The sequence below is a fragment of the Cognatiyoonia sp. IB215182 genome, from assembly GCF_033963905.1.
Classification (GTDB): Bacteria; Pseudomonadota; Alphaproteobacteria; order Rhodobacterales; family Rhodobacteraceae; genus Yoonia.
This window is the reverse complement of the sequence record NZ_JAXBMB010000027.1, coordinates 1-21,547: the sequence shown is the minus strand read 5'-3', so window position 1 is coordinate 21,547 and position 21,547 is coordinate 1. Positions and strand designations below refer to the sequence as shown.

The 21,547-nt window shown below is 53.4% G+C and carries 17 protein-coding genes; 6 read left to right on the top strand and 11 right to left on the bottom strand.

The window, feature by feature from the left end; all coding sequences use genetic code 11:
* Positions 1 to 44 precede the first annotated feature (44 nt).
* The 5 genes from SLH47_RS25140 to SLH47_RS25120 are packed head-to-tail and all read right to left on the bottom strand — an operon-like array spanning position 45 to position 5,492.
* Entirely contained in the window at positions 45 to 878 is an 834-nt protein-coding gene (locus SLH47_RS25140) for a DUF3883 domain-containing protein (protein WP_320243747.1), read from the bottom strand.
* Entirely contained in the window at positions 875 to 2,785 is a 1,911-nt protein-coding gene (locus SLH47_RS25135) for a DEAD/DEAH box helicase (RefSeq protein WP_320243746.1), read from the bottom strand. Before SLH47_RS25135 ends, SLH47_RS25140 begins: the two co-directional genes overlap by 4 nt.
* A gap of 5 nt (positions 2,786 to 2,790) precedes the next feature.
* Positions 2,791 to 4,119, bottom strand: a complete 1,329-nt coding sequence (locus SLH47_RS25130; protein ID WP_320243744.1) for a hypothetical protein — start codon at positions 4,117 to 4,119, stop codon at positions 2,791 to 2,793.
* A gap of 12 nt (positions 4,120 to 4,131) precedes the next feature.
* Positions 4,132 to 4,596 carry a restriction endonuclease gene (locus SLH47_RS25125; protein ID WP_320243742.1) on the bottom strand — a complete coding sequence of 155 codons (465 nt, stop codon included), beginning with the start codon at positions 4,594 to 4,596 and terminating at the stop codon, positions 4,132 to 4,134.
* Between the two features lie 5 nt (positions 4,597 to 4,601).
* Complete coding sequence (locus SLH47_RS25120; protein ID WP_320243739.1) at positions 4,602 to 5,492, bottom strand: site-specific DNA-methyltransferase; 891 nt, start codon at positions 5,490 to 5,492, stop codon at positions 4,602 to 4,604.
* A 661-nt stretch (positions 5,493 to 6,153) separates the two neighbouring features.
* Between SLH47_RS25120 and SLH47_RS25115 the strand changes: the two genes are divergently transcribed.
* A complete protein-coding gene (locus SLH47_RS25115; RefSeq protein WP_320243737.1) occupies positions 6,154 to 6,735 on the top strand; it encodes a hypothetical protein in 582 nt (193 codons plus the stop codon).
* A 130-nt stretch (positions 6,736 to 6,865) separates the two neighbouring features.
* On the opposite strand, the gene SLH47_RS25110 is transcribed toward SLH47_RS25115, so the two are convergent.
* A complete protein-coding gene (locus SLH47_RS25110) occupies positions 6,866 to 7,135 on the bottom strand; it encodes a type I secretion C-terminal target domain-containing protein (protein ID WP_320243735.1) in 270 nt (89 codons plus the stop codon).
* Positions 7,136 to 7,147: 12 nt separating this feature from the next.
* On the opposite strand from SLH47_RS25110, the gene SLH47_RS25105 reads away from it, so the two are divergent.
* The 3 genes from SLH47_RS25105 to SLH47_RS25095 all read left to right on the top strand — a co-directional run bounded on the left by SLH47_RS25105 (position 7,148) and on the right by SLH47_RS25095 (position 10,218).
* Positions 7,148 to 7,573 (top strand): hypothetical protein, encoded by a 426-nt coding sequence (locus SLH47_RS25105; protein WP_320243734.1) that lies wholly within the window; start codon positions 7,148 to 7,150, stop codon positions 7,571 to 7,573.
* A 428-nt stretch (positions 7,574 to 8,001) separates the two neighbouring features.
* Complete coding sequence (locus SLH47_RS25100) at positions 8,002 to 9,057, top strand: helix-turn-helix domain-containing protein (RefSeq protein ID WP_320243732.1); 1,056 nt, start codon at positions 8,002 to 8,004, stop codon at positions 9,055 to 9,057.
* A 651-nt stretch (positions 9,058 to 9,708) separates the two neighbouring features.
* Positions 9,709 to 10,218, top strand: a complete 510-nt coding sequence (locus SLH47_RS25095) for a hypothetical protein (protein ID WP_320243731.1) — start codon at positions 9,709 to 9,711, stop codon at positions 10,216 to 10,218.
* Here SLH47_RS25095 and SLH47_RS25090 read toward each other — a convergent pair.
* The 5 genes from SLH47_RS25090 to SLH47_RS25070 all read right to left on the bottom strand — a co-directional run bounded on the left by SLH47_RS25090 (position 10,188) and on the right by SLH47_RS25070 (position 17,396).
* Positions 10,188 to 12,320, bottom strand: a complete 2,133-nt coding sequence (locus tag SLH47_RS25090; RefSeq protein WP_320243729.1) for a phosphotransferase family protein — start codon at positions 12,318 to 12,320, stop codon at positions 10,188 to 10,190. The two genes, SLH47_RS25095 and SLH47_RS25090, sit on opposite strands and share 31 nt — an antisense overlap.
* Positions 12,277 to 14,004 (bottom strand): ABC transporter ATP-binding protein, encoded by a 1,728-nt coding sequence (locus SLH47_RS25085; protein ID WP_320243728.1) that lies wholly within the window; start codon positions 14,002 to 14,004, stop codon positions 12,277 to 12,279. The genes SLH47_RS25090 and SLH47_RS25085 overlap by 44 nt, the downstream gene beginning before the upstream one ends.
* Positions 14,005 to 14,090: 86 nt before the next feature.
* Complete coding sequence (locus SLH47_RS25080) at positions 14,091 to 15,236, bottom strand: glycosyltransferase family 4 protein (protein ID WP_320243726.1); 1,146 nt, start codon at positions 15,234 to 15,236, stop codon at positions 14,091 to 14,093.
* On the bottom strand, positions 15,236 to 16,477 hold the full coding sequence (locus SLH47_RS25075) for a glycosyltransferase (protein ID WP_320243724.1): 1,242 nt from the start codon (positions 16,475 to 16,477) through the stop codon (positions 15,236 to 15,238). Before SLH47_RS25075 ends, SLH47_RS25080 begins: the two co-directional genes overlap by 1 nt.
* Positions 16,478 to 16,487: 10 nt before the next feature.
* Positions 16,488 to 17,396: a hypothetical protein gene (locus SLH47_RS25070; protein ID WP_320243722.1), complete on the bottom strand. Its 909-nt coding sequence runs from the start codon at positions 17,394 to 17,396 to the stop codon at positions 16,488 to 16,490.
* A 494-nt stretch (positions 17,397 to 17,890) separates the two neighbouring features.
* Here SLH47_RS25070 and SLH47_RS25065 point away from each other — a divergent pair, with 494 nt between their 5' ends.
* The gene (locus SLH47_RS25065; RefSeq protein ID WP_320243721.1) at positions 17,891 to 19,468 is read left to right on the top strand and encodes a histidine kinase dimerization/phospho-acceptor domain-containing protein; all 1,578 of its coding nucleotides are present in this window, start codon (positions 17,891 to 17,893) and stop codon (positions 19,466 to 19,468) included.
* On the top strand, positions 19,465 to 20,175 hold the full coding sequence (locus SLH47_RS25060) for a response regulator transcription factor (RefSeq protein ID WP_320243719.1): 711 nt from the start codon (positions 19,465 to 19,467) through the stop codon (positions 20,173 to 20,175). Before SLH47_RS25065 ends, SLH47_RS25060 begins: the two co-directional genes overlap by 4 nt.
* Positions 20,176 to 21,547 lie beyond the last annotated feature (1,372 nt).

Sequence of the window (21,547 nt, the reverse complement as noted above, 5' to 3'; positions counted from 1 at the left end):
TTCACGACAGCCCGACCCGTAAGGGTGCGCCGTTAGTTCTTTGGTTAGTGGCTAGCAACTGTAATATCAGCGAGTTTCCAGGAGCCTTTGCCGTTATCTTCCGGAATATGTGATGCAACTTGTTCTACCGAACGAATATGCAGAACGGGAGGGTTTTGGTTCATATCCCAAACATGAAATATGTAAGCGTCCCCGGCTTTCTGCGCCTTATCCCACTCATTTCGCGTAACTATGAACCTCATTGGTGAGAGTGTCGTCGACTTCACCTCAATCAAGCGGTTTGTAATTCCAGTCTCTCCGTGTTCATACGACAGCACGTCATATCCCGCGAAATTATCATCAAAACCCGGCCATTCAGGTTCAAGTGCTATGCCAATCTCTGCAAGCCGTTGACGCTCATACTCCAGCGTTAGAATTTCAGCGGTCCGCCCTTGTTCCATTTTCCCGTGATCTGAGACTAGTCTCGCGTATCCTGAAACGGCGTCCCACCACGTGACAACATGAACAGGTGTTGGGGTTTCCATGAGTCCAGCGGCTGCAAACACGTCCTGATCATTTGCATCAAGGCGCTTCACGAAGCGTTTTCGACCTTGCCGCATAAGTTTCGCCCAAATGGGCTGATGCCGAAGCAAAACGCCCTTAATACACCCTTGGTAAAACGCCTGGCCATCCAAGGGGCAATTGGGTTCAACCAAATCTGACAAATAGATCGATGCTTCCAAATCGAGGCTATGAGCATCTGCTTCAATTTTATCGATTAGGGCCAAGAGCTCTGTGTTTGGGAGTTCCGGGTGGTTTGACTTATATTTTCGAACGAGGCGCAGACCTTCAAAGCACGACAGAGAAAAAACCCGCTCCGTTGAAATTGATCCGCTCATACTTCCTCCGGCGGAACATCAGCCGCAGTACCCTCCAGCTCTGCTATGAGGTCAACGATATCTTGCAACTCAACATCGTAGTCAATCGGATCCGCTGCCTCTTCTTCGTCAAATGCGATTTCATGAAGGTCGGAATCATCTAGCAATTTCTGCATATTGCGGATTTTTTCGGTCAGCCTTCGACTGACTGACATATCGATGCTGCCTATGACGGGGGGAGCCTTGGATCGGTAGACATGAATATGCGTTTCCTCATCTGGGCCTAACCCCAAGCGATGAATTCTGTCTATCGATTGCAGGTAGTGGGTCGAAACGTAGCTGCGATCTGCATAGATGGCATTGTGGCAAACGGTGTGAAGGCTGATACCCTCTCCTGCGGCAGCCGGGTTTGCGATGAGAACGAAACAACCATCGTCTTCATGAAACCTGCGAATCCGACCCTCACGGCTTTCGGGGTCACCCGGCAATCCAGACGGCACACCGCCATGTATGAAAACGGGATTCAAGTCAGCAAGCGCGGCTGCAAAACTATGAATCGTATCGGTGAATATGGTCCAGATCACGCATTTTTGGCCAGCTTTGGCAAGCGCATACGCATGATCCATTACGGCCCTCATCTTTGCCGAATGACCTTCATCCATCACTTGATCAACTATCGCTGAGTCAACTTTTACGTCGTCGTTCGCCATCGCGCTTAGAGCTAGCGAAGGATTAATGGAGAGTTGCAAGAGCCGCATGACTGAACGGCGCGCACGAAGGAATTGGGCATCACCCATGCCGCGCGAGATTTTCGTTGAATAGTCACGAATAAACTCGTTCCGTACTATGGAGTACAGGGCCAATTGCCCCGGATCCATGCTTACGTTGATAAAGTGACGTTCTGCGGGAGGAAGCTCCAACTCATTCTTCGTTGTGCGCACGTATAACTGACCCAACACGTCGCGCGGTGGTTTGCCGTGTGAGATTTCCAAGCCGTAACCATGCCCTGGCCAGAGGAAATCAAGTTGGGATTCCATGTCGGACGCAGCCTGTGGCATGGGCGTACCGGACAAGATATCGCGACGTACGGGATCGTCCGCGACACGCAGGAAAAACGAGCCGCGTTGAGACTGCCAGCCCGCTTTCATTCGGTGTGACTCATCAAGTACCAAATGGATTGGCGTGGTTGCAAAATGAGCAGCAAGAAGTCCTTGCTGGCGTATCACCGTATCGTAAGAAATGATAAAACGCGTTGCCCCAGAATTTAGAGCCTTTCGCGTTTCCTCTTCTCGTCCCGCCAGCAACGTAAAGGGTTCCGCACCACCCTCTGGCGCATCTTCTTCCATACACGCCCCCACGATATCCATCCAAGCCTGAAAAGCGGCCTTTGGCGCAACCACCATAAACTGCTGCTCAGGTTGGCGCGTGAGCATATGGAGTGCAAAGGTGACAGTCGTTTTACCAGCGCCCGGAACTGAAAAATTTGCACCGTTGCTAAGTGCCAACAGGTGAGACAAATCCCGAAGCTGAAAATCCCGAAGTTGTCGTTTTGTAAACCCAAGTTCTTTCAGCCTACCGTTGATTTCGGCGGGAGGTAAGCTGGATACAACCTTGCTTTTCTGCTCCCTGATTTTATTGATTTCAGTGGCAAATGCACGAAGCTTCTCTACCGCAGCACCCTCAGGTCGGAACCGGAAATTCAATGCGCTTTGATTGGCTTTGCTGCCAAGCTCCCGAACCACTCCAAGTGTATCCGGCCACGACAGGTATATCTCCCCGCCTGATATGGTGTGTTCCAGCTTTTTCGTTCTAACAGCCAGCTTTAATCTTGCCCAAATAGCCGTCTCAAGCGCTGACAGAGGCACCTCGATAGCACCGCTGTGATCATCATTGTACCTGATGGTGACAGCCGTAGGAGCATTGTTCACGTGGTTTACTCCTCCCCGTCGCCAGTTTCCTCAAAACTTGCTCGTCTCTCATTGACAGCAGTCTCGATTTTATCGAGTCCGTTTCGGATAGATTCAATCTGTTTGAAGATTCCGGGTATAGTCCTGAGACCTGCGCCGCTTACGTCAAGCCCTGTGACTTTCGAGTTGATTTGCGCAAGCGCCTTCAAAGCCGCTTCTTCATTTTTTTGCCCCTTGTCTAGCTCGATTGCTGTTTCGCAGGCATTGACCAAGGTTATGACTGTTTCATCTCGTTCCGTTTCATCGCGCAGTGCTTCGATGACAGCAGTGAAGTCCTGTACGGTATCATCGGCATCTATCGAAAACGAAAAATCTTCAACGTCAACTTCATCGTCTTCATGGCTTGGAAGTTCAAGCTGGTCGTCCAGTAGCTCCAAGACTTTTGGAGCCAACTTTCCGAAAGCAGGGTTCAAACGGTAAACGCGGCCAGTGATTTTATCCCTATTTTCGTATATCGACCACGCAATAGCCCGGCTTGCATTTTGAAGATTGGCATCCTTCTTAGCGATGGCTTTAGGCAGATCTCCAAAAATCTGTTGCCCTGCTTGTACGAGGTCGTACTCACCTGGTTTTTCTATCCACTCGCTGAGGTAAAGATCAGCTTCATCCAGGGCTTGCAGGACATTTTCGACATCGGGTTTACTACGGCGCAGCCGATCAGCAACTTGCTTGATTGATCTGTTTTTTCCGACTTGCCGACGGATGAGTTGTGCATCCCCGATCCAATCATAGTCCAGCTTGGTTTCACGCTTTGCTTGCAGATCAGCTTCGATGTCGTCAACTTCATCACGGCTTACGTCTGATGGCAAAACAGCACAGCGCACATGGGAAAAGCGTTCATCAATTGAGCCGTCTTTTCGGCGCAATAACTCCCGCATGGCGGACAGTCGGCGGTTTCCGTTGACGATGACGCCCGTGCTTGTGATGAGTAACGTTTCTCGCTGACCTTCCTCTTGCAGAACTGCGACAATTGGCGTGACGGATTCAGAGCCTTGTTTCGCAAGCTTTGCCAGAATTTCGTGTTGGGCTTGCTGTGCCGTTGTAACTTCCTGACCTTTTTCAAAGAAATCTTTGGGCAAGCCTTCTCGCGCTATCTCTGTTTGTTGAGCGCTGAACGTACGGCAGTTCTCCATCCGGTAAACCAGTACGTTAATCGGTAGAGAAACCACTTTTGGCGTGTATGTGCCGCTCCGAAAATCATAGATTGTTTCCCCGAATTCCTCCGACGCTTCAAGGCGTTTTGCAATGAGTGCTTCGCGTTCAGAGCGGGGTGTAATGCTAATGGTATAGGTCATGTTTTCTTCGTCTTACTCAAATGCGACAACTAAAATCGGCACCGTGATTACTCGATCAAAAAGCTCCAGTTCTTTAATGACGCGTTCAGCGTTTGCGATATTGTCCCCTATGATTTTTGCAGCTTCTTTTCTGGGCAACCCCAGTGCTGCCGCTTCGATCCGACCACTTTGAAAAAGATACTGCAGCTTAAGCAAATCATAAGGCGCACGGCTCATGTTCCCGGTTTGAAGCTGAAAAGCCAGGTCATCCCGCATTGCGAAAACACTCAAACCGGAACTTTTGTCTAAATTGACATTGAGCGCCCATCCTTCATTTAGAAATTCGTTCTCTACGTGCTTACGCACAGCAGAGGTGCAGCGGGGCTCAATCTTGACAGCCGGGGCTTCAAACACGTCCGTTAGCCATTCTTTCAGCTCACGTCGTTCCCATTCAGCGCCGGAACTGTGATGGTTATCGTATGTGTATGCTAATTTCATGGAACCTATTTCGCTTTGGGATCGTATACAGGTTTGTTCATAGGACGGATCCGAAGCGTACCTGCGCGTAGCTGGTGAATGCGTTCCCATGCAATATCAACGTAGCTTTTGTCCAAGTCACAGCCATAAGCGTTCCGTCCATGCCTCAAAGCAGCAATCGCGGAAGAACCAACACCAAGATAAGGGTCAAGAACGTTCTCACCCTCGTTGGTCAAAGCCAGCACTAAGCGCTCAACAAGTCCCACCGGAAACTGGCAAGGGTGGTCGGTTTTTTCAACATGATTGGATTTGACATTAGGAATGTCCCAGACATCCGAAGGGTTTTTACCAAGTGGGTTACTTGACAACTCGCCTTTGTTCGGTCCTTTGAAGTGCTTTTTGTTTGGGTATTTGGACGGAATGCGAACCGGATCCAGATTGAACGTGTAATCGTCAGACTTAGTGAACCAGAGGATCGCTTCGTGCCGCCCCGAGAACCTTTTCTGGCAGTGCAATCCGTGACCAAAAGTCCAAACCATGCGATTGCGAAGCTGCAATCCATGATGCTTGAAGAGAGGATAGAGCAAGATATCCAGAGGGAACACTTCACCATTATCAACATGGTTCCCAACTTGCCAACAGATCGAACCATTTGGCGCAAGAAGGCGTACCGCTTCTGCAATACACGCAGCTTGGTCTTCGATGTATTTGTCTTGGGAGGTTCGCTTCTCGTAGGGCTTTCCGATATTATATGGCGGCGATGTTACGATTAGGCTCATGGACTCATCCGGAAGTCCACGCATGAATTTCAAATTATTCTGGCAAACTATCTCAGCGTTCGCGTCTCTATGCAGGCGCTCAACCGATGGACTGTTTGCGATAACCTGCTTCTGCTTGCGTTTGGCCGACGCGCTCATCACTGCTCCCGGAGTTCTTATTGTTGGATCCGCCTCAGTCGCTCCAGCACTGGAATCATGCTAGAATCTATATTTGGAGCGATATGTAAAATGTGTCACAGGATGTAGAGGGTATCAAGCGAATTTAGGGCTCTAATCCATGGTAAAGCGCTATCCCACGCGTTTCTAACTGCGCAATTGCGATGTCGGTGGAAATGCAGTTCTTCAAGTCTGGCGCGCTGGGTTTCAAGGGGGTGGCAAGAGACCCCATGATCGTGATTCACCTTAGACAAGGTGACGCCCATCCAATCCGCGCAGGGTTGGTCAGGATTTCACAAGGGCAGGAACGCCCTTTGATCAATGGGATGGTTCCAAGGTAAGGGCAGCTATGAAATGCTTCCTTCCTGGTCGCGCTGAAAGCGTCCCACTGAAGGTGTCTCTATGACATGGTGGAGATTGAACGGCCACACGTTCTTCTGGCTCTGAGATGGGTTTCACGCCCTGATCTGAGCCAACGCGAGAGGGTCCACGGGAGAGTACAACGTCTCCCTAGCAAGATGTACTGTACTACAGTACACATCTTGCGCTGGCTATCAACTCTGCAAACAGCGCTGTGGCCGTTTTTTCGCAAAGCTCAACAATATGCTATGGTGCAACCGTATTTGATTTTAGGAGCGGTATAATGAGCAATCATTTCATTGGCCATTCGGCCAGCAACGATCTGACAGAAGCACTTAATGACGCTATCGCCAAAGCTAAGTCGGCCCTGACTACAGACTATGTGCGTTGGAAGCTGGATTTCGTCAACGGGGAGGCCGGGGGATTTGTAATTGCCGAAGATCTCTACGTTGGAATTCATGCCGAAGGACCCAACAAGAACGACTTCGTTGGCCCTGCATATTTCGAGATGATTGATATTGATGAGAAGCCTTTCGTGATCAAGCTTGTCGGTGAAGATCAAATCCGTGTTGCACGGAGAATTTTGGCAGGTGAGGAGAAGGAAAGGATTCACATCCAAGGCACAATCATACCTTCAACTGCGAGCTACAATCCGGGCTGGAGCTACCACCTCGACCCGACTTCGATAGACTTCTTCGCGTTTGCCGTAGAAGTGTGTGACGCCGCAAGCACATACGTTGAAGAAAACCTGGCGGATATCGGTGGTGCTTTCTTACCCGGAAATCACTGGTGTCCGTGGTCTTCTGAATTGAAATCAGAATTGACTTTCACTGAACTCGCAGAACGCACTGAAACGATTGGATAGCTCAGGAGATACTGGCTTTCTTAGGAGAGGCTTTAGGTAGTTTCTCCACCTGCAACCAGTAGACTTGAACCCTTCGCCAAGTGGCCCTTAGTTGGCGCAGCACCACGGGTAGCCGCGCCAGCTTCGCCATCTACACGACTTCCAGGTCGCTAATGGCTAACGTGCTGTAATTCTCGGTATACATCAAATCTGTAAAGGTGTGAGTTGTACCTGTGCCATCACGATCCACCTCTAAGAAGCTATGGTTTCCGGCGTAGGTGATCTGCACCCAATCGCTCAGCATATCCGTGCCAGCGACATAACCGAAGTAACTCAACACATCGGCGATATTGATCGTCTCGCCCGCTGTGAAGTCACGCACCAGATCGCGCCCTGCAAAGGCCGTTTCCCCTTCGAACACGGAGTTATTGCCTTGGGACTAGGAGTACTGAAGCGCTGTTGGGCGATTGCGGTCGGAATGATGGCGTCCACACCGGCTGTGGCTGAAGTCTGTGACAAAGTTCGGCCTGCTTGGAACCCTGCCAATGGCCCGATCAATCAATTTGAGGACCTGGCCTTGTTCTTCATTGAGCCGTTGGGTCTGATTGTCTTGGTGCTCACCATTGCCGCTATTTTACTGAGGAAAATCTGGCTCACAGCCATCGTCGTAGCGCTGTTGTTCGCAGTCACCGCCCTGAACATCAGCACCTGGATTGAAGCCGATGACGTCACCAACTTCGCCATCTCAGAAGGCTGCATCGCTGCTCCCGTGCTTACAACCATCACCTTGATCGCCATATGCGCTATCATCTTGACGAACACTTGGCGCAGCTCACGACGTCGGAAGCAAGCGGTCTGACCGGACGCTTACGTTTCACCAACACAATTTTCAGCTTTGTCTGCGACATGTTGTAAACTTGAACCGGGTTTCATCTGAGACTCCCTGCGACACCTTTGAGCCTCAGCGTCCCACAATCCAACTTAATTGTCAGAAGTTGTCGTGGCTTACTGACGTCTATCGAACAGTCCGCTTACTGTTCTGATCGAACATGACATGTTGGTGTTTGGCGAGTGAGTTTCCCTAACCAACCAAACCGGTCCGATGGCTCCGTACACCCGTCTTCAGTAGAACGCACGATGCATTTGCTGGTATGGTTTGCCATTTTCCGTGAAGCTAAGTCCCAAAGTGTTTGAAGCGGTACTCATGTCCACAATTCTGAAGAGCTGACAAGAGACGTCGCAGTACTGAAACCTCAAATACATGATCGCAAATACCCCCTGAATCTGATGGAAAACAAACCTACTTCAATGGCGCCAATTGAGTATTCAACGCTCGATTTTGAACCCAAGCATCAGTTTGAAGCAATTTCACAAGCGGTGGCTCCAATTTGCGAACTTAAGAAGCCTTACTCCGTTGGCAATGGTTTTCGTGTCAGATACTTAGCTTACGATCTCTGCGGAATAGATATTATTGACTGGGAGTCCGAACCAACTATCAGTGACAGATCGAGTAAACTGACCAGAAAGTCCGATCTCGACAGTTGGGCAATCCTGTTCGTCCGAAGCGGATGCCGTTACGATGAATTCAATGATCGCTTGGTAAAAGCCGGGACAGGGGATCTAATGCTGGCGTCGTATGCACAACCATGGAAATCACATTGGGAAGGAGGAAACCTTGTGACTGTGGGACTCGATCGGGACACGTTCTCTTGGATGGCGCCATCTCTGGATGAGGCCAATCGCTCGGTGCTCAATGGTCCCCTGACAGGGTTACTTAGAACGTTTATCTCTACTCTTGTAAGTGAAGCACACAAGATCTCCGAAGATCAGAAACAAACTCTCTCAAGGTCTTTTTCAAGTCTTCTCGCAGCATCGCTGGAACCAACAGCAGATAATCTTTACAACGCCACACCGGCTTTGAATGCCACCAGGCTCACGATTGCCCGGGAATTCATCCGTAATAACCTGGGGCAACCGGAACTCAGCGTAGATTTTATTTGCAAGTCGCTCGGTATGTCCCGCCGCACGCTCTACAATACGTTTGATGGGCATGGCGGCGTTGCCAAGTACATCAAAACTGCCCGGCTTCAAGCTTGCTACAAGGCGTTGTCCGACCATGCAGATCTTAGATTTGTCAGCACAATTGCATACCAATACGGGTTCACCAACATGTCGCTGTTCAGTCGGCAGTTTAAGGAACTATATGGCTTCAGCCCTAAGGAGGCGCATGACCACGCTGCGGCCAACCGTGTCGCCCCGAATAGCAGCTCTCCAACGCTACTTGAGCACTTGTGCAAGTCCACAAGTTCTTCAGGCAGCTCGGCATTTGACGTTGCAGTTTGAGCCACAACATGTCGGCAACAGGCCGAGGTGTTTTGGTTTCGGCGGTAGCGTCTGTCAGACTAAACCTTCATTGCTCCAAGCGGCGAGAAGCACGCGTGGCAGGTGGTTTTGGCGTTTTGATGACTGATCCTCTGGCTCGCAATCCCGAATGATAACGACAAACCGCACCAACTCTGGTGTAGCTATAAAGGGCACTCATGGCGTGAGAACGGGCTTGAGTTGAGGACACTCTTCCGACTTTGCGCGAAATTGTCTGAAAGTTGTCGCCAGACTACCAGACGACGCTGGAACAAGTTGGCCAAGGTCGGTTCGACTTTTCACGATTTGCTTTGGTTCGTTGAGAGTGCGAGAAACCAACAGTATGTCGGACATAGAGGGCGGGTTTTGGCTGATGATATCCTTATCTTAGCAGGTAAGCGTCCGCGTGCAGGAACGATACTTGAACAGATCACACGGATATTGGAGGCTGAGGGCACCAGGGTTTACACGGAATGGCGCGATCCCATTGGCGCTCTCAACGCTAAAAGAGGACAGCTACTTGTACACCGTGGTCTTGGCGCTGCCGTTCTATCCGAGATCGCTGCGCGCTGCCGGACGCAGATTGTCAATGATCCCATTGCATGCCAGAACCTTGCGGATAGAGGCGCTACAATGGACCATTTGCGCGCTATCGGGTTGCCGGTCCCGGAGACGGAAACGCATTCCGCATGGGAAGCAGTTCGTAGCCGAAGTACAACCGGTTCGATCTTTGTCAAAGCGGTATCAGGTGTAGAAGGGCGTGGGGCGGGTGTTTCTGCTTTCTGCAATGGTGCGCCACCAGAACCGCCATTCCCTGGTCCTTGGCATGTCGAGACGACGCAACTGAGTGACGGTTTCGACCGTAAACTCTATGTTGCAGGTGATCAGGTTTTTGGCCTTCTTAAGCCATGGCCTCGTCGGGATGATGCGCCAACCCTCCAATTCGAGCCGACGAACGAAATGGCAGCCCTTGCGCTTAAGGTTGGCCAAGCGGTTGGGTCCGAGATCTATGGTGTTGACCTGGTGGGAAAGGGGGACGTGTTTAGTATCGTAGATGTCAATCCGTTTCCCGGGTTTCGCGGGGTCGCGGGTGCGCCTCAGGCCATTGCACGCTACATTGCGAACCGGGTGGTCGAACGCTGACGTGAAAGCCGTGTCCGGCAAAGTGCCGCAATTGCCGGGATTGCGTGGCACCGATCCGGAAAACGACTGGAGATGGTGACGTGACGTGCAAGCGAAATCCACGTCAATGTGTCGATCCGTTCTGATGCTGGTAGCGATCGAACACCAGCATAACCATCAAGAAAGGCATATCCACTTCGCTCAAAAAACGCCGCATCATCTGCTTTGCGTAAGCCTAGCTCAATTAGATGGGCAATGAAGTTTCCTACATCGATGGCTGGATCGCCAATGGCATGCAGATCAAGGTCAACCAGCCAGACTGTTGTACTGTCCACTATAACCTGATCGAAGTAGAAATCGCGATGCAAACCGCACTCTATCGCTTGTGGTAGGGTATCCAATGCGCTTTCGGCCAGATCTGCCAGATCGGAGTATGGGCTGTCGCTCACCGCACGTCTTAGAACATTCAACTCGGACGCCATCGTCCAATGGCGCATTGTTTGCGGTGGGGCGCTATGCAGCGTCGCTAGCGCCTTTCCCACTCGGCGCATCACGCGTGCGGCATTTGGTCTTTCCAATAGCGCGCCCAGCGGAGCGCCGGGCACTTCCGCTTGCAGCCATAGGCCTGGGTCCCCGAGTGTTCCGACCACCTCCGGAACGCCTACACCATTGCGACCGTCAAGACCGGCAGAGCGCAGTCCGATTTGGACGGTCGGTGCGTGACGATCCGTGCCCTTGGCGCGCAGTTTGCCTAAAACGGCTTGGCCATCCGACGAAGAATAACGTACCAGCGCCCTCCGCCCTGGTTTGAGTCGATCCAATTCAGGAGCGACGTCCAACAGCATTTGCCCAGTTATGGCCTCCAGTCTGGGGCGCATCACCCTTTGATCCAGTGCTCTCGAAAGTCCGGGGACGATCTGCCGCCTCGACGCACGCAAAAGAGCACGTGTTTTTTCCAACACTTCCCTGGTTTCTTGCGCCCAATGCAGTCTTCGTGCGCGGAAACCGTCTTGCGCGAGCGCAAATAGGGCGTGCGCGCGATATGCCTGGACGGTCGTCTCTTCGACAATGCCACCCGCTGCTTCGTAGCCGGTCAGCAATGCCTCACCTGGGGTTTCTGTTGGTGTGCCACGAATTTCTGCTAAATCTAAGGCGGCAAGGAAGCTGCCTAAATCGCGCGCAGGGTTTCCCAGTGCGGCACGATCCCAGTCAACGATGCGCGCGCCCGATAAGCCAATTAACACTTGGTCAGGGCTGAAGTCCCCATGCAGTGGCGTGGAACCATTTGCAGCAAGCGGGGGTAGTTCGGCCGCAAGACGCTTCGCGTGTAGCTCAAGTTCAGGCACAAGTAGGCCTACGGATAGTGCCGTTCCCATCGGGTCTTGAGGAGTCCAGTCCGCAAGTGAAGCACATACAGGGGCTGCATGAGTGGCAGCCAGCGCTTGTCCGGCCCAAACAAAGCAGCACGGGCCGGCGGTTGGCGACAAGGTTTGCCCCGTTATCCAGCGAACTGCCATTGCTTGATCGCTGGATGATGCTCCGACAAGAGCCTGTTGGCCCGAGAATGCGCCTTGCTGCGCGCCGGCGATCGCTGCCTCAAAAGCCCAGGAATCTGCGTGCAGTTTGATAACTGCACGCTGCGCTTCTTGACTATCCGCACGCAGAACTATGCGTCGTCCGGGCTTGTAGCGTAGAATGCGCAATTTGCAGTCTTCCAGCCCCAGTCTTGTCAGCAGATGCGCGCGCATTGCGGGCCTTGTCATCGCCCGGACCGGACGTAACCGCCGTTCGAGGGTCAATGGCACCAGAACGGTTTGGATATCATCAAGGTAGATTGCTTTCTTGACCCAATGTCTGCGGGCGCGCACATCAGCATAGCGCTCGGCGGGATAGGTCATCGCGCTCCATGCGGTTTTGCCGTCTTCGGCGATAAGACCGGCAACGCAGCTAGTCGCTGACTTAAAGCGGAGATATGCGTGCCGCATAGACGGCAAATCTGCGCGGTGAGCCAAAGCCGGTGCATCCAGAACCGCAGCTAAGCCTGGAAGATCGGGTTCGCGCGTGCAAAGCACGATGTCCTCATCCGATAGCGACACGCGGCAACTCTCCATTTTGAACGGCATGGGTAGATGCAAACCAACCAGTGGTCGTTAGAAGCGCAGATGGCGCGTCGTCCTGTATCACGGCTCCATTGCCCAAAACGATTACACGATCGAAAGACGACGCGAGACGCAGATCATGCGTAATCAATAACGTTGTCCGTCCCTTGGAGGCGGCGAAGATCGCCTCGGTGACGGCCGCTTCACTTTGCCCGTCAAGCGCCGTGGTCGGCTCATCAAGCAGCAATATCGGCGTTTCGCGCAGTAATGCGCGCGCTAAGCTCAACAGTTGCCGTTGTCCGCCCGAAAGAGAGGCCCCGCGTTCGGCGATCTCTGCATGAAGCCCCCCGTCCATATCCGCAATAAAACTGTCCGCGCCGACCGTGCGCAATACGGCCTCGAGCTCGATCTCCGTCGGTGTACGATCTAAACCAAGCGCAAGGTTGCCCGAAACGCTACCTGACATCAGTAGCGGTTCCTGAGGTACAAGCGCGATCTGGCGCCTTAATGAACGGAGCGTGAACTCGCGCAGATCTATTCCGTCCGCTTTGACAAATCCCTCCTCGGGTTCGTGTAGGCGTAGCAAAAGTGTGATCAGTGACGATTTACCTGCGCCTGATGGTCCTACAATGGCAACACGTTGACGCGCTGGCACATCAATAGTCAGCCCATCGAATACTGTCATGCGATCGGCATGCGAAAACCGTACCGCTTCAAACGCCAAGGCACCGCTGAGTCCCGGCGCTGGCTGCGCATTGGGATAGTCGCGCACCGCATCGTCTTCGTCCATCAGCGCCACTACCCGCTCGCCTGCTGCAAGAGCCTTGGCCAGCCGAGCCGCGTACTTTGCATAACCGCGCACAGGGCGGAATGTGTGCTTGAGATAGCTGACAAAGATCAACAGGTCGCCCGGGGTGATCCGTGCGGCAAGGACTTGGAGCGTGCCGAACCAGAGGATCAGCGCAAGCCCAATACCAGCCAGCAGATCGACAGAGCGTTCGAGACCTGCGGTCATGCGTGCAGCCTTGATGCCCGCGGCCATGTCTTCGTTGTTTGCACCGCCAAACAGTTCTGAATTATTTGCCTCCAAGCCGAGCGCCTGGACAGATCGGATGCCGGCCAGTGTTTCGGTCGAAGTTGCTGCAAGTTGACCTTGTCGCGCGCGCTGGGTGCGGCTGATATCTCGGATACGCACTGTAAGGATGCGGGAAAACACGAACAGAATTGGAAGCGGCGCCAATGCCACGAGTGCCAATTGCCAATCCAACCAAACCATGATGCTCACCATCCCGACAAAGATTAGGATGTTGACGGCCAGTGGCATCGCGGCCGTGACCAGCGTCTCTTTCAGCATTCCCACATCGCTGATCAGGCGCATGGTCAGATCGCCCGCGCGCGACCGTGTGTGGAAGCCTATAGAAAGCGATTGCAGATGCGCAAAGAGATCAGATCGCACTTTGGTTAGCACGCGGTTACCCACAAGCGCAAAACCCACCGTGGTCAGAAACTGGAAACCCGCCTGCGCGAACACCACAAGCAGCAGTCCGCCAGCGCATAGCGCCAGCAGAAACATCGGATCAACGCCAGTTATCGCCGGTTGACCTGAGGCGGTCGGTACCACGGCGTCAATGACGAATTTCAAAGGCCACGGTTGGGCCAGTTTGGCAGCTGTTGCGATAAGCAAGGCGAGAACCGAAGCAAACAGCATCCATCTATGGCCCCTCAGATACGGAGATAGACGGCGTAAAACCCGCCCTAGTCCGGGCAGTGTTTCTTTGAGATGGGTGGATTGGCTCATGCGGCCCTACGGTTGGCAAATGCGCGCGCCAATACCTTTGCCGCAGTTCCTGACCACGTATGTTCTGAAAACACGTGCGCGCGGCCCGCTTCACCCAAACGACGACCAAGAGAAGGATCATCGGCAAGGCGCATCAGCGTAGTAGACAATGCGTTTGGATCGTCCGGAGGCACGATTAGTCCGGTGACACGATCATTGACGATTTCGCGCAGGTGGCCAGTGTCGCTCGTAACGACGGGCAGACCAGCTGCCATGTATTCGTAGATTTTCAGAGGTGAGAAATAGAAGTCCTGTTGCGCGCTATACGGCGCGGTGCCGACATCCAGTCGTACAAGCGCCGCAGGCACGTCCGATGCTGGCAATAGACCGGTGAATTCGACGGCATTGCCGATGTTCAACCGATTGAGGGCGTTCTCAATTGTAGCCCGTTCAGGTCCGTCACCGATAATCAGCAGCCGTGTTTCGGGCCGTTCATGGTACAGTTGGCTAAAAGCATCCGCGAGTGTCGGTAGACCGTGCCAACGCTTGAGAGAGCCCAGAAAGCCAACAGTATAAGGCTGGGAAGCAAGTGGTGCGGCAGCCTGAAAACGATCTGGATCGATGGCATTCGGTACTACGATGACATCCCGCGCGCCCATCTCATGGGCATGATCAGCGACGGGTTTCGTCACGGCTGTTGTCAAAGTCGCCGCTTGCATCGCGCGATATACGCCTGCGGTGGCTTCGTCGGCCAAAGCGAGTGTGCGATGCTCAGTCTGTTCACGCAAAAGGGGGGCGTTGACCTCCAGTACCGATGGCACGCCCGCTGAAGCGGCCCATTCCGTCGCGGCAAAAGTGTAAAGCGCGTGCCGTTCGTACACGAGATCCGACCCCGACTGATCGAGAATGGCCCACAGTTCTTTGTTCGCAGCCAAGAGTTTCCGGGCCCGCGCCGCTGGTTTTCCTTTTGGAGCCGGTGGTAGTTGCCGCACCTTAACAGCCGACAAATCAGCAGGGCGGGTGCCTTCCGGTCGCGGAGTCAGAACTGTCAGATCATGACCGGCCCGCACCAACGCACGCAGCATTTCCTGAACATGTACGGAGGCACCTTTCGAGCCCCAGATGGGAACGCCCGGATCTGCGCAGACATAAGCGATACGCATTACGCCGCACTCCGTTTGGTATTGCTTTGTCGCGCGATGGCTTCAGCCCAAAGGCAACGCAACGCTGAGGCAGAGACCGTTACATCGTATTCGGCTTCGATCAAATTACGTGCCGCCTTTGACAGCGATGCGCGCAAGGCTGGATCCTGTGCCATACTTACCAGCGCATCTGCCAATGCTTGTGGATCGCCATCGGGCACAATCAAGCCTGTCTTCCTGTCACGCACCAGTTCGGGAATTCCGACTACGTTGGTTGAAACAACCGGCAAACCAAGGGCCATGGCTTCGACCAAGACAGTCGGTAGACCGTCGCGATTGCCGTCCGCGCCGATAACACAAGGGCAGGCAAGGACGGCGGCACCCCGCATGGCTTCGATCACCTCTGATTGGGGGCGTGGCCCCTCCAGTCGGACGTACTCTCCCAAACGGCTATTGGTAATTTGGGCAGCCAGATCATCGCGTTCTTCGCCTGATCCGATGATGGTGCAGGAAGGCGTATGTCCTGCTTCAACCATGAGCTTTATGGCCTCGACCAGGATGTGAAATCCCTTCTTTTCGACCAGCCGTCCAACGGCCAAAATCTCGGTCGCTTCCATTCGAGGTGGTGCGTACTGAAACCGCGTGAGGTCCAGCCCATTGTAGATTCGCACCAGCTTTCCTACGTCGTGGGTCTTCTGCAGATAAGCGAGATTGTAATCGGACACGGTGATGGTTACGTCGGCGTCTTGCAATTTAAGATCAAGATGCTGTGGTGTCTCGTATTGGTGGTAGATGTCTTTGGCGTGAGCGGTGAAACTCCAGCTGACATCGGCCATAGCAGCAGCAAGGCGGGTCACGCTGGCCGCGACGGTGCCAAAATGTGCGTGCAGATGCGTGATCCCACGCGCGCGAATGGCGATTGCGAGTTCCAGTGCCTGTGCTACGTCCTGGCCGCTTGCGATCCCGTCAATCTGCGCAAGAGCATCCCAAGCACCGGGAACGAGATCCCGGGCGCGTATCATACGATCCCACACCGGGTCCGGACCGCAGAAGCGATCCTTCAAATGGGTCACTGACGCTCGTACACGACCCAGAATATCCTGATAATGAGCTTCATCGGCCGGACGAAGTGCAAATATGTCGATCTCTTGACCAACGGCTTCATGGGCAAGGATTTCATTCACGATGAAGGTTTCCGAAAACCGGGGATATCGCTTCAGAACATAACCGATGCGACCGATCGGAGGATGAATACTAGGCAAGGTGCTCTCCTTATGCTGCGGCCGGGATCAAAGCTGCGCCCGATCTGGCCAGAGCCTGAACGCGGGCAAGGCCGTTCATGTCTGGTCCAGGTCCGGGTTTTGTGATCGCGTTTGCCATCCAGTGCCCCAATGCTGATGGTGACAGTTCACCGGGATGAAGCATCGACACCAGCTCGCGGGCAGCCAGACGTTCCGTCCGCATGATTTGCTCGCGACGAGGGGCGCAGCGTGGCACAATCAGCGCGGGCCTGCGCAAAGCTAACATCTCGACGGTGGTATTGTATCCGCCCATACCAATGATCCGAGCGGCGTGATGCATCACCTGAATCGGTTCACGCAGGAAGGATAGAACCGTCAGGTTATCCCGCCCTTGCGCCATGGCTGCGATCCGGGCCTTTTGGTTGTCCGGCATCTGGGTGCCTGTCACAAGGATGCCGCGATGTCCGCTGGGAAGCGACGCGGCAGCAAAGGCCTCGCATAATGCAAGCCCGTCTCTGCCGCCGCCGACCGCACAGAATACATAAGGTCTTTTGTCTGCGCCACGCACCTGCGCTAGGTCGGCTGCCGCTTGCGTCGCATCGCGGCGCCCGGTTGGATCGAGATAGCCGACGTATTTACAACGCGCACCAATTGGTTCCGACATGCCGCAATCGGTCAGTATGTCGTACACATTCGGATCACCGTAGATCCACACTTCATCGAAGTGGCGCCGTATGGTTTCGAAGTTACGTTGGCGGAGCCATTGGCGGCGGGTGACCGTGCGTTCATCGATCACGTCACGCAAGCCCAAAACAACTCGGCAGCGACCGTGACGACTGAGCATAGCTAATGTCTTATCCAGCTCATACTGTGCGCCACGGGGCACGTTATCGATGATCATGAGGTCGGGGTCGAAGCCTTCAACAGCACTACGCAGCATCCGGGCGCGCAAAATAATGAGCCGCCCCAAGTCTGATCCCAAGTCGCGCGGACAGTAGCTGCCGTCGATTTGCTTGGCATACGCTGGGAGGGTTACACAATCGACGCCTGCAGGCAAAACGAATGCGCCAGCTTCGCGCATCCCTCCAATCAGTAAAATCTCTGGACGTGGCCGCATCTCTGCAAGCGCAGCCGCGATAAGTAGGTTCCGTCGCAAATGACCGTAACCCAAAGTGTCGTGTGAGTAGAGTACGATTCTTTGAGGCCGAACTATCGTATCGCGTGTGGTGTCGAGCAAAGCTTTTTCCTCTCTGCCTGATCGCAGTGTCATAAAACTGTTTCATCTCTACCGCGCGACCTGCCTGATCACCTCATTAGAATTTGATTAGAGAAGCGTGCTCTTACTTTCTTAGGCAAAAAACTGCTGTAGGATTGCTCGTGTGGTGAAGACGGTTGCCGAAACGGCGAGTGTCAGCAATTTCTGCGGGAGACAACGTGCGATTCAGAACGAAGATCGGTATCGCGCAAACAGGTCTTGTGGTCGTAATAGTGGCTTTGACCATTGCAATGTTCATGTCTCTTGCCGCTGGACGCGACGCTGCGCGGGAAATCAGTCACTCGTACGAACAGACACTCGCAGTGACATCAATCGCCAAGGCGGCTGATGACTATTCCGAGCAGATTGCCGAGATGTTCATTATGGGGCCAAGCCCGAACCAGCCCGAGGCTGCATATGACGCATTGCTGCAGGTTGTTTCAATGATGGAGCGGGAGGTTGAGGAGGAGCTGCTTGAGCTAACGGCGCTGCGCCATGTGGACGAACGGCACGCTGAGCTCGAAGAATTAGCGCGGATGCAGGCAATACGCCTCTTGGTTGAACAAATTGAGGCCGCGCGCCAAAGGATCGCAGTTAATCTGCGCGAGGGTCGTTCAAGCGAAGCAATGGCGATTTATAGTAACGAAATAGAGGGCAACCTCGACCGAACGCTTGACCGTCTGGCAGATGAGGCGATTGCGCGGGAAACCGGCGAAGTGATCGCGGCCTTGAGAGAGACAGGCGAGGTAGATCGACAGATGCGATTGGCGACAATTGCACTTGCCATGGCCGCGCTCTTCGCACTTATCGCGTTGTCTATTTTTCTATATCGTAACGTGTTGCAGCCAGTGGGGGCATTGGCACGCGGTGCAGAAATCGTCGCGTCAGGAAATCTCGATTATGCCATTCCTGAAGACGGGCGCGGTGATGAGCTTGGAGAGTTAACGCGGCGTTTCAACCGTATGACGAAGCAGATTGGTGCCCAACGTGCTGCATTGCTAGATGCAAAAGCAGATCTTGAAGACCAAGTCAGTGCACGCACCGAAGAATTATGCAACGCATTGGAAAACCTAAAAGTCCAATCTGAAGGCCGTTCCCGTTTCTTGGCCGACATCAGTCATGAACTGCGGACCCCACTAACAGTGATACGAGGCAAAGCAGAGGTGGCACTGCGCAATCCGAGTACACAGCCGGAGCAATTGCGCGGAGCACTTGATCGGATTGTGCGCAAGTCTGCCGATATGAGCCGACTTGTTGAAGATTTGCTTTTTCTGGCACGCAGCGAGTCAGGTACGATACCCATCCAATACGGTCCAGTGGTCATGCAAGATGTCTTGGGCGACACGATACTCGATAGCCGCACTCTGGCGACACCAAAAGGTGTAACGATTCTACATGACCCACCGGACGACGATGTTGTCGTTCAAGGTGATGCCGATCGGTTGCGCCAAGCCATTGTCATTGTGCTGGATAACGCGATCCGCGCAGCACCTGCCAATAGCGGCGTGCACGTCGATCTTTCTATCGATGGTGATCAGGCATGCGTAACCATAACCGACCAGGGTACGGGTTTTGGACCGATAGAGATCAGGGATGCAACGCGGCGGTTTTATCACGGTCGTTCTGGCGGCGCGGGTCTCGGCCTTTCCATCGCGCACTGGATCATGGAGGGACACCGCGGAGGTATTAAGCTCGCGAATGTGAATGGCGGTGGGGCGCAGGTGTCGCTGCAGCTTCCAGTGAGCGAGACACCGTGACTTCCGGGCGTCTCCTTGTCGTCGAGGATGACCCCGAGATCTGCGAGGTGATCAGAGATGCTCTGACAATGGAAGGCCACTTAGTTGATGTGGTGAACGAGGGGACGGGTGTTGCTGAGAGCCTCGCCGATGGCCAGTACGACCTCTTGGTACTTGATCGCATGTTGCCTGACGCCGAAGGTGCGGATCTCTGTCGTAAACTGCGTGATGCAGGAAATGGTGTGCTGATCCTGATGCTCACGGCACGTGATGCGCTTGAGGAAAAAGTGGAAGGGCTAGAGGCGGGCGCAGATGATTATCTAACCAAACCGTTTGCAGTCTCTGAGTTGGTGGCACGCGTACAGTCTCTCTTGCGACGGGTTGGGCGCTTGGAGCCAAGACCAATAGTTCTACGTTTTGGGCCGCTCATTCTTGACCGCGCAAAGGCAACTGTGGAAGTGGATGGACGCCCGCTGATGTTGACCGCAACCGAGTTCGCGCTCTTAGAGGCACTTTTAGCTGGCGCAAGCCGCGTTCTGAGTAGAACAGAACTTCTCAAGGAAGTGTGGGGATATGACTTTGACCCGCATACAAACAACGTTGAAGTATATGTGTCCTATCTTCGACGCAAGCTAGGCAAGACGACTGACCGCATTGTGCTGCGCAATGTACGGGGCTTCGGCTATACTATCGAAATGGCTGAGGGCAGAGACAAAGGACATCCGTAAGTGTGGTTCGCCGATATCTTGATCGGTCAAAATCACGGTGGGAGGTCTTTGGCGATTCTTGCGAACTCGCCTATCGCGCGCTCGCGAAAGCTGCCAGCCCGTTAAGAAAGCAGCGTGAAGATCTTGCGCGGCAGTACATGGAGGTGGTGGCAAGATACCGCAACAAGAAAGATGTGCGGTGCATGGCAGCCGCCAGACCCACGGCCAGAACTCCTGTTCCGTTGATATTGATGCCACTTGCCGTAATGCGCACAGGAACTGGGGCCACATCACCCGGCGTTGGTTGGATAACGAAAGCTACCAACAGAAATAGAGATCTTGTCAAAGCGCCACAATTGTACTCGCCTGCCCGCCCTATATCTCGGATCTCTTTGTGAAGAAAAACCCCCCTTTATTGCAAAGGGGGGGTAAGTCGTCGGTGGTATAGAAGACAACTCCACCAACACTGCTGATATCCAAACTATACGACCAGGTAGCCCTATTGAGAAATACAGATTCGCTATACATCAATTAAAACTGGCTATGGTGTGGGCGTGCCAACTACAGTTTATGTAATCCTAGGCGAGAGGGCGCCGTGCTTAGATCTGCTAGATCTGATTCGCATAAAACTGTCGGTGTCTGATGTCCTGATTTTGCCGACGTATTCGTAGGGCATGGGTCCGCTCCACACCTTCCAGAGATAGACAGAACTGTGAGCATCCTAGAAATCAGCAGGATGGGTGCGAAGCCGCTGGTGGCGCTCGTGGTTCTACCGCTTCACCATTGCATCCTTAATTGTGCCGTGCATGTGCCCGATCTGAGCGTTCGGTGGGAGAACAGTGCACCGGACTGTGTTCCATCTTTCAAATTCCAGTGATGCTTTGTTTTGCTGGCCAGTTGCGTTGCGGCGAACGTGCTTCTCGGATCGCAGTTACACGTCCAGCTTTCCTTAACAAGGGGTCGAGCCGTGCCCTTGCGCTAATTATTCGCAACTCGGGGGTGCTTTTGAGTTCGTGCTGGTCTGCCGCTGTGTTTTCAACTTCTAACGAAAGGGTCATACCCTCAAACCATGGGATCAAACAGCCGCGCAGTATTGACAAAATGAAGGTCTATAGGCGCAGGCTTCCCATAGCTGTTGTCTATGCAAATATAGGATTTGGGAATTTCCCAATACAGCAAGCGGGTTCTAGTGTTTGGGTAGGAAAGGAATGGCTCGCCCACCACATGCTCGATAAGAAAATCGCAAATATCCGCAATAAATTCAATATGTTACTTGCGCTTGTGGTGAAGCTGCCGTATCATCAGCTCATCAGCTCATCAGCTCATCAGCTCATCAGCTCATCAGCTCATCAGCTCATCAGCTCATCAGCTCATCAGCTCATCAGCTCATCAG